The sequence below is a fragment of the Streptomyces sp. S3(2020) genome (genome assembly GCF_013044505.1).
Lineage (GTDB): Bacteria > Actinomycetota > Actinomycetes > Streptomycetales > Streptomycetaceae > Streptomyces.
On the sequence record NZ_JABERD010000111.1, the window covers coordinates 18,412 to 31,827 of the forward strand.

A 13,416-nucleotide genomic window follows, 5' to 3' on the forward strand; every position below is an offset into this window, starting at 1 on the left:
TCCTGAGAACGCGGACGTGCCCGCCCTGCCGACGGGATTCCGCCGGCAGGGCGGGTGCCTCACGCTTCCCGTGATCCGGCGGACCGCGTCCGTACGACGGCGAAGACGGCCGCGGCCAGCCCGAGCACGCCCGCGATCAGCCCGGCGGTGCCGAGCCCGCGGGCGGTCGAGTCACCGCTGTCGGCGGCGGTCTCCCGGGATGCCGCCGGAGTGGCCGCGGCAGTGGTACCGCCGTCGTCCTCCTCGGCGGTGAGCTTCACGACCGGCGCCGGGTTCTCCGGCTCCTCGTCACCCTGCGCGGCCTGCTCGATCCAGCGGACGGTCTTGCCGTCGGAGTAGGTCTGCAAGGCCTTGAAGGCCAGCTGGTCGGTGTCGTCGGGGAGCTGGCCGAAGGCGACGTCGAAGTCCTCGTAGTGCCCGGCCTCGATCTTCCCGCCGGTCCAGGTGATCTCGGAGACGGCGTCGGTGATGGTGCCGTCGTCCGTCTTGACCGGTGTCTTGAGCTTGGTGTCGGTGACCTTCGCGGTCCAGCCGTCCCGCGGCGCGACGAGCACGCCGAGGAGCGGGTGGTCGGTGGGCAGGAAGATCCGCACCTCGGTGGTGGAGGCGGTGTCCTCCTCGTTGGGGACACGGAAGGTCAGGGTGCCGTCGGTGGCGCCCTTGGCGTAGCTCTGCGGGTGGACGGTGACATGCGCGGAGGCGGCACCGGCGGCGGTGAGGACTCCGACCGCGGCGAGGGCGGTGACTGCGCCGGCGCGGCGCGTGGTGAGGGACATGGCTGAGTGGCTCTCCGTACTGCGGAAGGGATGTCGGGCTTCAGACGGCGTACGACATCCCGGCGGGCGGCCCGCGGCGACGAACGGCGTAGCGCAGCCACACCCGCAGCGGCGACCACGTCCGGTCGCCCACCGGGCGCACGGGTTCCAGGCCGCCCGGCACGCCCCGGAAGCCTTCGGCCGCCCGCCACCAGGCGACGAGCCCCGGCACGAAGGCGACCGCCCACCGCAGCAGCGACCACAACGCGGCCTCACCGCGCCGCAGCCACCAGGTCAGCAGGAGGGCCGCCGCCACGTGGACGGCGGTGGCGTGGGGCGCCGACGCGTGGATGTACGGGGCCAGGGCATGGGGGTGCGGGGCCATGCGCATGCCGTGCATGACCATCCCGGCACGCGGCACCGCTCCCGGGTGCGGCCGGGCGGCGCCGAACGCGAGGTGCAGCCCGCCCTGGGCGGCCAGCGTCCCGCCACCGATACCGGCCAGCGACCGCTCACGCCCGCCCAGCAGCAGGCCGGCCACGAACACCGCCAGTCCCCCGGCGCCCTGCGCCGACACCGGCGGCGCCACCCCCACGGCCAGCACATGTCCTCCGGTGGCGAGCAGCACACACAACACGGCGAACACCGCCGCGCGCAGGCTCCGCACCCCCAGGGACGCACTCATGCCACCCGATGCTGCCATGCGGCCGAGGCCTCTCCCACACCGCCCGTCGGTGCGCGCCACCGCGGAGACCGGCCTACCGAAGGTCCGCCCCGTGTCTCACCGCGCCGCCGCCTCGGGTTCGTCCGTCGCGGACGGGTGGACGTACCGGTCCTCGCCGAACGGCGTGAACCACGAACCGAACGCGACGGGCGCACCGCCGAGCCCGATCCCCACGGCGGACTCGTCGATCCCCTCCATCGCGCCGTCGTAGAGCCACTCGTGGTCCATGTCCTCGTAGACGTTCCCGGCGAACGCGTCGAGCGCGGCCGTCACCTCGTCGTCGAGCAGCCCGTGCAGCTCCAGGGTCACGATGGCCTGGCTCAGGAGGAACCGCAGGGCGAGTTCCTCGGCGACACAGCTGAGCCGCTCGAAGCTCCCGTCGGTGAAGCGGGTGGTCATGGCGATCACCGTGACCAGGAAGCGACGGGCGAAGCGGGCGTCGTACCGGAGCGCGTACCGGTCGGGCAGACGCTCCAAGTGCCACAGGGGGCCCTCGCATTCGGCGACGGTGGCGTCCTCCTGCGTCAGGACCTGCACGTCCTCGAAGAGCTCCTCGACCAGGATGTCGATCGCGTGGACCAACGCGCCGGCGGCGAGTGCGGCGCTTCCCGGCGGAACGGCGATCGCGTCCTCGCCGCGCGCCCTCCGGTCGTCCTCCTCGCCGAGCACGCCGAACACGGACGGTGGGAAGGAACGCAGTTCGGCCGCCACCCCGAGCATCCGGCTCCGCATCGCGGCAGCCTTCGCCTCGCCGTCGTGCGCCTCCTCGGTGCCGTCCGGTGCGGGGCTCTCGGCGTGCCGCGCCTTGCGGGTGGCGGGATCGTCGGGCGGGGCGTCCGGCCCCTCGGCCGCGTCGAGGCTCTTCTTCGCCAGATCCTGGTGCAGCTCCACCTCGCATCGGTCGATCGTCCAGTCCGCCAACAGTTCGGACCGCTCCAGCAGTTCGTCCACGAGCGCCCGTACCGAGTCCTCGGCGAACTCCAGTGCCGGAGCGTCCACGATCACCTTCAGAAGTGCTCCACCGGGGTGGACGGCCACGATGGTGTCCAGCAGTTCGACTGCCACGCCGTCGGGCCCTTCGATCGCCCGGACGGAATCGAATCCGTCCTCGACGAGCGCCACGGCTCCGGCGCGCTGAAGCGGGTCCATCTCCGGAGTGCCCTCCGGGATGCAGGTGTCCACGGTCACTACGTACGTCACAGGACCGAGCCTTACAGGAAAGCACCGCTCGCGCGACGGATTGGGCCTGTCCGCGAGGCGAACTCGGTCCGCGCTTCCCGCGAGGACCGCGGCGCGCCGCCCGTCACACCAGACGCCTGATCTCTCCGCGCACCCGGTAGAAGCCACCCGAGGAGGAGTGCAACGCGTCCACCACATAGCGTGCGCCGGGCTGGCGTATCGCGCGCGGGAACTGGACGTTCCAACTCGGTTCGTAGCCCTCGGAGACCACATGCACACGCACTCGGCCGCCGTGCTCGACGCACTCCACGACCACTCCGCCGCCCGCCGCGGGTACGGTGCTGACCGTGGCCATGGAGGCGGCGGTGGTCAGCGGGGCGTACGTCGGCAGGGCGGCCGCCAGCTTGATGTCCGCGGCGACGGGGACGGTGCCCGACTGAGCGGCGTTGATCGCGGCCTCGCTCGCGTCGATGCAGGCGAGCGAGCCGTCCGTGGAGACGATGTACAGCCTCTCGTCGTGGTACTGCATGGAGAGCGCCGAGCCGCCGCCCGTGCCGAGCTTCCACAGCCGGGCGCCGTCGGCGGTGAAGCAGTAGACGGAGGAGGCGGAGTCGCCCGCGAAGACGTACCGCCCGCCGGGGGACGTGGCACACGAGTACACCGCGGCGTCGCACTGGTAGGAGGCCTCGACCCATCCGGAGGACTTCGCGAGCCGCTGCACGACCCGCCGTCCCGTCCCGGCGTAGACCGCGTCCTCCTCCTGCCATCCGAAGAGCACATTGCCGCTGGTCGTGGTGTGCCAGAGCTGGCTGGTGCCGTCCGCCGCGTAGGCCGTCACGCCGCCGCTGTGCCCGTGGTACACGGCGCGGTCGTCGGCCCGCACCATCCACCCCTGCTCCCCGGAGGAGTTGCGCGACCACTGGAGCTCGTCCTCGTGGTCGATGACCGTCAGGCCGCCGTTGCGGTCGGAGACGTTCAGTACGCCCGCGTGGATGTCCAGCCAGAAGATGTCCACCTCGGCGGCGATCTCGTAGGCGGCGAACGGCACCTTCGCCGAGAGGTCGTACACCCGGCCGTCGTCACAGCCCGCGTAGATCCAGAAATCGTCCGCCACCAGGCACTTCACACCGTCGGGCAGGGAGTAGTGGGCCAGCACCTCGCCGTCATGGCTCAGGTTGTAGACACTGCCCTGCTGGTTGCCGACCCAGCAGCGGTCCTCGTCCACATGGATGCCGAACGCCGACGCGCCCGTACGGAACCGCCACAGCACCGGGGCGGTCGCCCGTGCCGTGGAGGGAGCGGACGTCACCTGACGGCGGGTCACGGCCCGGGCCGCACGCTGCCCCCGCACCGCCGGCGCGTACCCCTTCCGCACCTTCTCGGCGATCTTCTTCGCCGCCGCCGCGTTCGCCTTCTCGACCGTCGGGAACGCGGAGGTCTGTCGCTGCCCGTCGACACCGATCCGCCCGTACCGCACGGAGACGGTGGTGCCCTCGACGGTCACCTCGTAGAACTTGTGGGCACCGCCGCTCTCCTGAGACAGCTCCAGATACGTCGTGCTCCCCGACTGTCGTCCCTGCGCAGCGGACACAGCACACCCCTCCCCAAGACCCCGGTCGACCGCCACGGCCGATCCCCAGTGACTCCAAACTAGCGGCCACCACTGACAACGCCGCCCGCGACCGGATCCGGCAACGGGAGGGCTTCCGGGAACGGGGTTCAGCGCCCCTTGTCGGCGGGCTCCAGGATCGCCACGCACTCCATGTGGTGCGTCATCGGGAACATATCGCCTGGAGCAGGAGGCGGAGAAGCACCAGGTCAGATGGCATTTGTCAGCGTTCTGGACCAGCAACGGGAGCCCTCGAGCGTCAAACGAGCGTCACGACCGAGCCGTGCGCTAACGAGCTGGTGCACGAGTAGCGGTGAGACGTCGAGCCTGCAATGGTTGATCATGGTCGGGTGGTGGGGAACAGGACTCGTGCAGTGATCATCAGCAACCGTCGCATCACTGGCCTGACGGGCGATGTGATTGCTGAACTCGTTGCCGAGATAGGTCCGTTGTGGCATGAGCGACACCAGGCCAAGCTGGCCTCTCGGCCGCGCGAGCGGGCAGTGGGCGGCGGGCCGAAACACCAGTTCGTCTTTGTCGACCGCCTGTTGGCTACCCTCGTTCACCTTCGTCATGGAGCCACTCACGACGTGCTGGCCTGCTGGTTCGGTGTTGACCGCTCGACCATCACCCGAGCTGTCAACGAGGTGCGCCCTCTGCTCGCCGGGCGAGGCTGCACGGTCAGCACCGGCGTGCGGCTGCGGACCCTGGCCGACGTCGTCGAGCACCTCGGCTCAAGCGGGATGACCGGCATCATCGACGGCACCGAGATCCGTGTCCGGCGGCCCGCCGTCGGACGCAAGGACCGGGACAGGTTCATCTCGGGCAAGAACAAGCAGAACGCTGTGAAGTCGATGGTGGTCACGGACGGCGAAGGCCGTGTGCTGTGGTGCAGCCCGACCCGGCCCGCGAGCTGTGCGGACATCCATGCCCGCCAGTTGGGTTTGGTCACGCTGCTGGCCGATGGGCCCGCGGTCGAGATCCTCGCCGATGCCGGCTACCAGGGCCTGGGCGCTCAAACCGGAGGCCGGGTGGTGACACCACCGCACCGAAAGTTCAAGAAGAACGCCCCCGACTGGTACGAGGAGATATACGAGCGCCAGCGCAAGGCACACTCCTCACGCAGAATCCGAGTCGAACACGGCATCGCCCATCTGAAGAACTGGCGGGCCCTGGCCCGCCACCTCGGCCGCCGCGAGCACATGAGCGACACCGTCCAGGCCGTCGCCGGCCTGCTCTCCCACCAGCAGACCGCGGACCTGCACTCGACTGGTCAAACGTAAGCACGGGCCTCACCGAGGTTCTCGTCGTCTCACCGCTACTCGTGCACCAGCTCGTTAGAGGAGCAGCCCTTCGAAGAGAGAGTTGAGGGACAGACCTGCTCGAGGGAATTCTCCACCGGCAGCAGGAGGGAATGGCGGCTCGGCGTCCGAGGCCGTCCGGATCTCGTACTCCATGACAACCGTTGGGACAACGGGGAACAGGATGTCGTGATAGCTCGCCCCGAACAGGTGCCGCCCCTTCCGAATCCTCTGCCCGCCCTGCTCGGCAAGCAGCGGTCTCAGGTCAACTCTCACGGGCACCGTCTCCGCGTGGCGGTCTGCCTCATCAACCCCGATGCCAAGGGGTGGCCGAGAAAAACATTCCCCTCGACGGATGAAGTCCGGGGAGCCTGTGGCCCAGATCTCTTCCAGGCGCTCTACAACCACGGCGTGGTCGACATCGACACACGGGAGGCGATCCTCGGCGACGACACGCGTCAGCGAAACAGACTCTGTGCACTTCTCGATCCAGCCACGGAGAGCGCGCCGATCGTGCTCTATGCGGTGACCCACGTGGTGCCGACTCTGAGGCACATCAGATGGCTGTGACGAGGATGCCCGGCTTTGCGGTGCCAACGGAGGCTCGGGCCTGAGTCATGCTCCCAGGATGGATGTACGTCGGCTTACAAGGAAGGCTCTTGGGGACACTTGGATCTCTTGGCTTGAGCAAGTGGCGTCGTCATCCGGGTCTCCAACGTGCAGAGGCTTGCCCACCGCCCACGCGGGCTCGCCTTGAGCGGCCGTCAAGTCGAGTGAGGTGACCCGCGCGAAGGCTAAAGGTGCCGCTCTGCGCAGATGAGCCGGCGCCCAGCCCGGGTCGTCGGACTCGCCACCGAGGACGACCGCACCTCCGGCGGCGAGTCCGGCTGCTCCGAGAGCGGCGACAGCCACAGAGGCGCGCAATACGGACCGTCTGCTCGTTCTCACTCGACAATCGTCTCCGGCGCGCCTCCGAGAACCAGATTTTCGAGAGCAGCGGGTATTTCGCCGAAGTGAGCCAGCCAGTTCGCGACGAGGTATACGACTGAGTTCTGATCGATGGCGAGGAAGAACCGGCCATGGTCCAGTTCGCCGATAGGAAACAGGGACACGCCGATCTCCTGCCCCCACTCGGAGAATGCCTCTTCCTCCCCATACGCCAAACTCGGGTCCAGCTCAAACGGCTCACGTGCGGAGGCGATCCCAGGTCCGCTTATCTCGACGGAAATACCACCAAATTCAGAGAGGAATCTCTCAGCAGCTTCGTGCATGATGACCCCATTCCGAGCAAACCGTTCCCGCCATTCGCCGGTCGGCACCCGGCGCCCTTCGCGCCATCCAGCCGCCCGCAGGACCTTCTCGGTCTCTTCCGAGAACCTCGTCACTTCACTTCCCCGTCAAGAAATCCAAAGGGGGACCGGCGATGCATGAGAGCAGCCCACACCGCTCCAACGCCCCCTGCGCTGACACATACGGGTGGTAGCTCCTTGAGGGCCCGGCCCTCCTGAAGTGCACCCGTCGCTCACTCTGCGACGTCGACGCCGTAGTCGCGAGCGAGGTCGGCCAGTCCATGGTCGTAGCCCTGCCCGACGGCCCGCAGCCGCCACCCGTCGCCCCTGCGGTAGAGCTCGGCGAGGATCATGGTGCGCTCGGTGGTGGCGGCGTCGAGGGTGGCCCGGGCGGTCGGGGCCGCGCCGATGCCGCAGGTGACGGTGATCTCGACGGCCCCTACGTCGGCGAAGGTCGCGGCACCGTCGATCGCGGCGGCGATCACAATCCGGTGGATCTCCAGAGGCAGCCGCTCCAGGTCCGCGGTGACGGCCTGCTCCGTCGGACCGTCCGTGGCGAGCCGTACGGTGCCGTCCGGGTGCTCGGGTGCGCCATAGAAGACGAAGTCCTCATCCCCCGGGACCTGTTCGTGCGCGTCGACCGCGAAGGCGACGACGTCCACGTCGCAGGCGGTCTGCTGACGCCAGGCGGCGGCCACGGTCCAGGCCGTGCCGGTATCGGGCAGGTCGATGACAGCACCTCGGACCAGGACGTCAGCAGTGTCCGGCCGGTCCCCGACCGCGCCTTGCGTCGGCGCGAGGGTGGGTGCGCGGAGCCAGTCGGCGTCGTGCACGCGGAGAGCGAGCGCGGTGATGCGGCCCATGCGCCGGTCCGCCTCGCCGCCGGGCAGCACGACGACATCGGAGACGCTGGCCGAGAGGTTGACCGCCGCGGAAGCACCGAGGGCGATGGCACGAGCGCGCGCCTCGACGGCCTCGTCGTGGGTGCCGCCCAGGACCAGGACACGGCGTCCGGAGAGCGTCCGGGTCGCTGTGACGGTGGATGCGGTCGGTGTGGCAGGGCTCTGGGCCGGGACGTTCGGCGTGGGCTCGGCCGGTGCGGCCGGTGCGGCAGGACGTTGGGCCGGCACACTCGGCGTAGCGGCGAGCGTCGCAGAACGCTGGGCCGGGGCATCCGGCGTCGGCGCAGGAGGCACGGTGGCGGCGCTCACGGGCGTCTCCGCCACGGGGCGCTGCCGGGCGGTGCCCTTGGCCTGACCTGGCCGCACACTCTCCAGCAGCCGCAGGTAGGTCGGCTCGTCCAAGAGAGGCACACCCTCGTCCGCGGCGCGACGCAGCTTCCCGGATGCGGCGCTGGGGTCGTTGGTGACGACGACGCTGGTCTGGCCGCTGACCGAGGTCATCATGTTCAGTCCGGCCGCCACCGAGCGGGCGACCATTTCCTCGCGGGAGACCTGGGTGTCTCCGGTGATGGCGACCTTCATGCCTTGTACCAGCGGCCCGTCCGACTCCAGACGGCCCGGATTGCGGTACGCACAGGGCGTCTTGGGGACGTACGGCTTGTAGTCCTGGCGAGGCGGGCAGTCCAGGAGCGGCAGGGACAGGCCCAGCTGCTCAGCCGCGCCCAAGGAGCCGCGCAGGATGCCGGAGAGCACGCGCACGTCGTCCTGCGCGTCGTGGGCCTTGAGCTGGCGCACTCCGTAGTGCTCGGCCAGAGTGCCCAGTTTGAGATCGGGCGTCGCGGGCCCGACCAGGCGGTTGAGGGCCAGCGTGCACAGTCGACGGCTCACCGGCACCCAGGAGCGGACGTGGGCGAACTCGTGGGCCAGGAAGTCGTAGTCGAACTGCGCGTTGTGCGCGACCAGGACACGACTGCTGAGCAGCGCCCCCACCTGCGGCGCGATCTCCTCGAAGGTGGGCGCGCCGGCGAGCCGGTCGGGAGTAAGCCCGTGGACGTGCACCGGGCCGGGATCGCAGCCCGGGTTGAGGAGCGTGGAGAACTCCCCGGTCTGGTTGCCCTGCGCGTCCAGCGTGAGGATCGCAAGCGACAGGACCCGGTCCCGGCCGGGCCTCAGCCCGGAGGTCTCCACATCCACCAGCGCCCAGTCGTGGAAGTAGTCGGGAAGAGTGGGCCACTTCGGGCTCGACGACAGCAGGGCCACAGGTGGCTCCCCTCCCCCGGGCGCGGCGGGCGGCGGTGCCCTCTCCGCGGTGATGATCGACCGAGTGGGATTTTCCCATGTTTCGGGGATGGTTCGTGGCGGTTCCGTGACGGAGGGCCACTCCAGAGGCGAACACGGCGGCGCCCCGCGGAGTTGGGCCTTGTTCTGATGGGATGGGACCGCTTCCACCGATAAGGCGCTCGGCAGGCGGCGCCCGCAGTCAGAGGCACACCTCCGCCCTTGGACGCACCTTCGCCCCACCAGGGGGCGGGGCGAAGGAACGTCTATGCGGCGACGGTCAGCGGAGCATCCAGCCGCTCCCAGGCGCCGAGGACAGCCTTGTGCGCATCCGGCTGCAGGTGCGCGTAGCGTTGCGTGGTCTGGAAGCTCTCGTGCCCGAGGAGGTGCTGGACCTCGTAGAGCGAGACTCCCTTCTGGACCAGCCACGAGGCACAGGTGTGCCGCATGGAGTGTGGCGGGTAGTGCGGGACGCCCTGCTGCTCGCCGTCGGTGTCGAAGTAGTGGGCGCTTTCGACGGCGGGCCACCAGGTCTGCGTCCGCCAGTTGTTGTCGGCGAGGAGCCGTCCGGCGCGGCCCTTGGTGATGGTGGTGAAGACCACGGCGTCCCGGTCAAGCCGGTGGATGTGCCGTTCGAGGGCCTCCAGGACGTGGGGTGGGAGCGGGACTTCCCGGCGGCTCCTGGAGCTCTTGGGGTACTCCTTGATGCCGCTCTTGGTATTGACCTCCACTACGAACAGCCGCGAGCGGCGCTGGTCGATGCGGTGCCGGTGCAGTCCGGACAGTTCGCCCCAGCGCAGCCCGGTGTAGAAGCCGACCAGACACATCGTCCGCCAGACGGCAGGGAGTTCGTCGAGGACGCTCTGCGCCTGGTCGAGGGTGAACCACTGCGGCGGTTTGACCGCGATGGCCGGCAGGTCGATGTTGCGGCAGGGGCTCACCGCCAGGACGTCGTCATCGACGGCCGCGCGCATCATGGAGGACGTCAGGTTGTACGCCCTCTTGATCGCGGAGGCCCCCGCGCCCTTCTCCACCAAGGCGCGGATCCAGCTCTGGACGTCCATGCGGGTGATGGCCCGCATCTCCCAGCCGTCCCAGTAGGGCAGGACATGGTTCCTGATGGAGGAGGCGTCGCCTTGCAGAGTGTGGGGCTCGACGACGCGGGCGTTCCACCACCGGTCGTGCCAGTCGCTGAAGGAGATTTCGCCCGCTCGCGGGTCGCGCAGGGCCCCGCGAGCGAACTGAGTCTCCATGTCGGCGCCCCAGGCGCGGGCCTGTGCCTTGAGGGGGAACGACTCGCTGAACCGGTCTCCTGCCCGGTTGCGTACGGTCGCCTGCCACTTGCCGGAGGCCAGTTTCCGGAGGTACGTGGATCTACTCCTTGTTCGACTGCCGAGGAATTGAGAAACGGGTGCGCGGTTAGCGGCGAACAGCGGGCGGCGTAACAGCCCTGCTGGTAATAAATTCGTCGAGCCCGGCGGCGGGGACACGCACGCGGGAGCGTCCGGGGCCTGTCCGGAGATCGACGACCGGCAAGTCGCCGGCGGCTATGAAGCGGTAGACGGTGCGGCGGTCGACGTCCAGCGCGGCAGCGACGGCGGGAATGGAGAGCAGGCGGGCAGGCATAGGGAAGTCCTTGACGGTTCAGGTGAAATAGGAGGGACGCCCGGCGAATCGGCAGCCGGGGCGTCGGCCGGTCCGGGGAGAAGGTCGACCAGCCGTGGCAGGGCGATGAGGCGTCGCACTGCGATGAGTGAGGGCGTCGTCGCCACGACGGCGACCGATGGAGGCAATGAGCGAGTGGCAGCCGCTCCGGGCTTCAGGCGGAGTCCCAGGCTGGACTCACGACGCGGAAGCGTCAGCCAGAGTTGAAACGGTCGTCCAAGGTCGTCGTGGGACCCGTCGGACGTTTCGACAGGGGCATTGAGCGGGGGACAACAAGCACTTCCTGTTCTTCCTTTGGCTGAGGTGATGGCCGCACAGGACATCGAGGCGGCCCCCCGACGAACACCTCAACCATCCGAAGAATCCCCGGTTTCGGTAACCGGGGTTCGGGTGCTATAAGCCCCGGCGAGCTCAACTCACGAGCCGCTGAGCTGCGGGAACGACCCCGCAACGCTCAGCCGCTGCCGATGTCAGAAGAGAGTCGGTACCTCAAGAAGCACAGGAGGCGGCACGTAGAGCGCCTCAGCGATTGCGACGAGGTCGTCGACATCGCATCGGCGCTGGGCACGTTCGATGCGGGACAGCATGGTGTTGGACATCGGGTGTCCAAGTGCCGTGATGCGATGGGCGAGTTGGCGTTGCGACAAGCCGCGTTCGGTGCGGAGGATTTCGATCGTGCGGGCCGTCCGTATTCCTGCGGGTCCGATTTCCAATGAGCGTGCGGGCATGGCTCCAGTTGTAGCGTCCATTCGCCGGTTTGGTTAACCGGCGATCGTCGTCTATGTTGCGCTCGCGTGGTTCGGCGGGCGAGCAGGTCCCGGGGCCCGTGAGGGGCCGGAAACCGGTATATCGATCGGCATCCTGACGTGGGGTGTTGTGTTGTAGCTTCCCCATCGGCGGCACGTCAACGACTTCCCGATGTGATGCTTCTGGCTCGGCCCCGAGGGCAACTATTTCGTCAAAAGCCGATCGTGCCCTACAGTTTTGGGACCGCCATTCTCCGCCTGCTCATTCGGCATGCTTTCTGCCGTGAGAGATTGCGCGAGATAGGGCTGGACTTGCGCGGACTGGGTGTGGCTATGTTGACGACACCCCCGGAAAACGCGAGCGGCCGTCAGCATGCCCCGCGCCTCCGGCCGACCAACTCCCCTCCCCCGCTGCCCGTAATGCCGCGATCGACGGTGAGCCGTGGGCACCCGCCCACCTGCAACCGAGTGAGGAACCGCCCCTCTTGGCCCGAATCCGCACCATCAAGCCCGAAGCCTTCGTCTCCGAGTCCCTGGCCGCCGTCTCCCTGACCGCCGAGCGGACCTTCCTCGGCCTGCTCACCCAGGCCGACGACCAGGGCCGCCACCGCGACCACGCCGCGATCATCGCCGGACAGCTGTGGGTGCTGCGCCCGGATCACGGGCCCGAAGGCGTCGAGACGGACCTCGCCCAGCTCGACGACGCCCAACTGATCTGCCGCTACACCGGCCCAGGCAACAAGCGCTACCTGCACATCGTCACTTGGCACCAGCACCAGAAGATCAACCGGCCGAGCAAGAGCCGCCTTCCCGCCTGCCCGCGTCACGACGGCCCGATCGGTACCGCGTCCGTCGGAAGCACCGGCATCACGCAGCCCTCACCGACGCCTCACCGAACCCTCCGTGAGGACTCCCGCGAGACGCACGAGCCCGCACTGAATTCGGAGCCTGATAGCGAATTCGCAGGTCAGGAGCCTCTCATGGAGTCCTCCATGAGGGAGCACGAAGGACTCCATGAGGTGACCGGGAGGTCTCACGGTACGGATCTAGGACCTAGGACCGTGGATCTAGGAAGTTCCCCTTCGGGGGGCGCGAGCGCCCCCGCCCCTGACACCGTCTCGACTCAGCATCTGATGGCCGAATACATCGCCGCGTGCGCCCACCGCCCGCCCAAGGGCGTCCTGGGACATCTCGGCCGGGAGGTGCACAAGCTCCTCGGCGAGGGCATCGCCCCCACCCACATCCGCGCCGGGCTCGATCGCCACCGCGCCAAGGGCCTCTCGCCCAGCACCCTGCCGAGCCTCGTCCACGAGGCCATGAACGCGACCCCCGCGCACACCGTCCACCGAGCGTGGACGAACCCCGCGGACACCGCAGCCGCCTACGGAGGTGACCTCTGACCGCCACCCTCACCCGCGAGCCCCACCAGGTCGGTGCCATAGCCGACCGGCTCAACGGCATCCTGGCCGGCCGAGGTATCGACCCCCGTACCGTCGCCGCGGAGCCGACCACCGAGCCCATCACGGCACTGGAGCTCGCCGACGCCCGCATCCCCGCCCGCTACCGCCGCGCCCTGGCCGACCACCCCCAGATCACCGCCTGGGCCGACCAGATCGCCAGCGCTGGACGCCCCGGCCCCGGCGGCCCCGGCATCGCCGAAGGCCCGTCGCTACTGATCGCCGGCCCCACCGGCACCGGCAAGACCCACCAGGCGTACGGCGCCGTCCGCGCCCTCCTCACCCGCGGCGTCCGCCTGCGCTGGGAAGCCACCACCTCCGCCGACCTTCACGCGCGGCTCCGCCCCCGCACCGGCCACGACGGCGAACGCGACCTGCAAACACTGGCCCGCTGCCCGCTGCTGCTCCTGGACGACCTCGGCGCGGCCAAGACCAGCGAGTGGACCGAGGAGCTCACCTACCGGCTCATCAACCACCGGTACGAGCACATGCTCCCCACCCTCATCACCAC

At 69.2% G+C, this 13,416-nt stretch carries 13 protein-coding genes; 4 read left to right on the forward strand and 9 right to left on the reverse strand.

The genetic code is table 11. The features are described from left to right. Nucleotides 1-59 precede the first annotated feature (59 nt). The 4 genes from HLK59_RS29785 to HLK59_RS29800 all read right to left on the reverse strand — a co-directional run bounded on the left by HLK59_RS29785 (nt 60) and on the right by HLK59_RS29800 (nt 4,249). A complete protein-coding gene (locus tag HLK59_RS29785; RefSeq protein WP_171144640.1) occupies nt 60-776 on the reverse strand; it encodes a YcnI family protein in 717 nt (238 codons plus the stop codon). A 40-nt stretch (nt 777-816) separates the two neighbouring features. Then, nucleotides 817-1,440, reverse strand: coding sequence for a hypothetical protein (locus HLK59_RS29790; protein WP_171144641.1), 624 nt, complete (start codon nt 1,438-1,440; stop codon nt 817-819). A gap of 96 nt (nt 1,441-1,536) precedes the next feature. Then, nucleotides 1,537-2,679, reverse strand: a complete 1,143-nt coding sequence (locus HLK59_RS29795; RefSeq protein WP_171144642.1) for a hypothetical protein — start codon at nt 2,677-2,679, stop codon at nt 1,537-1,539. 103 nt (nt 2,680-2,782) lie between these two features. Continuing rightward, nucleotides 2,783-4,249, reverse strand: a complete 1,467-nt coding sequence (locus HLK59_RS29800) for a WGR domain-containing protein (RefSeq protein ID WP_171144643.1) — start codon at nt 4,247-4,249, stop codon at nt 2,783-2,785. Between the two features lie 392 nt (nt 4,250-4,641). Here HLK59_RS29800 and HLK59_RS29805 point away from each other — a divergent pair, with 392 nt between their 5' ends. Then, nucleotides 4,642-5,550, forward strand: a complete 909-nt coding sequence (locus tag HLK59_RS29805; protein ID WP_346779843.1) for a transposase family protein — start codon at nt 4,642-4,644, stop codon at nt 5,548-5,550. Nucleotides 5,551-5,859: 309 nt separating this feature from the next. Then, nucleotides 5,860-6,138 (forward strand): hypothetical protein, encoded by a 279-nt coding sequence (locus tag HLK59_RS29810; RefSeq protein WP_171144645.1) that lies wholly within the window; start codon nt 5,860-5,862, stop codon nt 6,136-6,138. Nucleotides 6,139-6,512: 374 nt separating this feature from the next. Here the strand turns inward: HLK59_RS29810 and HLK59_RS29815 are convergent, their stop codons facing one another. The 5 genes from HLK59_RS29815 to HLK59_RS29835 all read right to left on the reverse strand — a co-directional run bounded on the left by HLK59_RS29815 (nt 6,513) and on the right by HLK59_RS29835 (nt 11,430). Next, entirely contained in the window at nt 6,513-6,953 is a 441-nt protein-coding gene (locus HLK59_RS29815) for an SUKH-3 domain-containing protein (protein WP_171144646.1), read from the reverse strand. Nucleotides 6,954-7,090: 137 nt separating this feature from the next. Continuing rightward, nucleotides 7,091-9,019, reverse strand: a complete 1,929-nt coding sequence (locus HLK59_RS29820; RefSeq protein ID WP_171144647.1) for a TerD family protein — start codon at nt 9,017-9,019, stop codon at nt 7,091-7,093. Nucleotides 9,020-9,303: 284 nt separating this feature from the next. Next, on the reverse strand, nt 9,304-10,290 hold the full coding sequence (locus HLK59_RS29825; protein ID WP_240982719.1) for a site-specific integrase: 987 nt from the start codon (nt 10,288-10,290) through the stop codon (nt 9,304-9,306). Between the two features lie 166 nt (nt 10,291-10,456). Next, a complete protein-coding gene (locus HLK59_RS29830; protein ID WP_171144648.1) occupies nt 10,457-10,663 on the reverse strand; it encodes a helix-turn-helix domain-containing protein in 207 nt (68 codons plus the stop codon). Between the two features lie 509 nt (nt 10,664-11,172). Next, complete coding sequence (locus HLK59_RS29835; RefSeq protein WP_171144649.1) at nt 11,173-11,430, reverse strand: helix-turn-helix transcriptional regulator; 258 nt, start codon at nt 11,428-11,430, stop codon at nt 11,173-11,175. Between the two features lie 503 nt (nt 11,431-11,933). Here HLK59_RS29835 and HLK59_RS29840 point away from each other — a divergent pair. Both HLK59_RS29840 and HLK59_RS29845 read left to right on the forward strand, forming a co-directional pair. Beyond that, complete coding sequence (locus HLK59_RS29840) at nt 11,934-12,848, forward strand: hypothetical protein (protein ID WP_171144650.1); 915 nt, start codon at nt 11,934-11,936, stop codon at nt 12,846-12,848. Next, a partial coding sequence (locus tag HLK59_RS29845) for an ATP-binding protein (protein WP_171144652.1) occupies nt 12,845-13,416 on the forward strand: 572 nt, incomplete at its 3' end. The genes HLK59_RS29840 and HLK59_RS29845, both read left to right, overlap by 4 nt.

Coding starts and splice junctions, on each gene's coding strand:
- HLK59_RS29785 (WP_171144640.1), bottom strand. CDS start 776: ATGTCCCTCACCACGCGCCGCGCCGGCGCAGTCACCGCCCTCGCCGCG.
- HLK59_RS29790 (WP_171144641.1), bottom strand. CDS start 1,440: ATGAGTGCGTCCCTGGGGGTGCGGAGCCTGCGCGCGGCGGTGTTCGCC.
- HLK59_RS29825 (WP_240982719.1), bottom strand. CDS start 10,290: ATGGAGACTCAGTTCGCTCGCGGGGCCCTGCGCGACCCGCGAGCGGGC.
- HLK59_RS29830 (WP_171144648.1), bottom strand. CDS start 10,663: ATGCCTGCCCGCCTGCTCTCCATTCCCGCCGTCGCTGCCGCGCTGGAC.
- HLK59_RS29835 (WP_171144649.1), bottom strand. CDS start 11,430: ATGCCCGCACGCTCATTGGAAATCGGACCCGCAGGAATACGGACGGCC.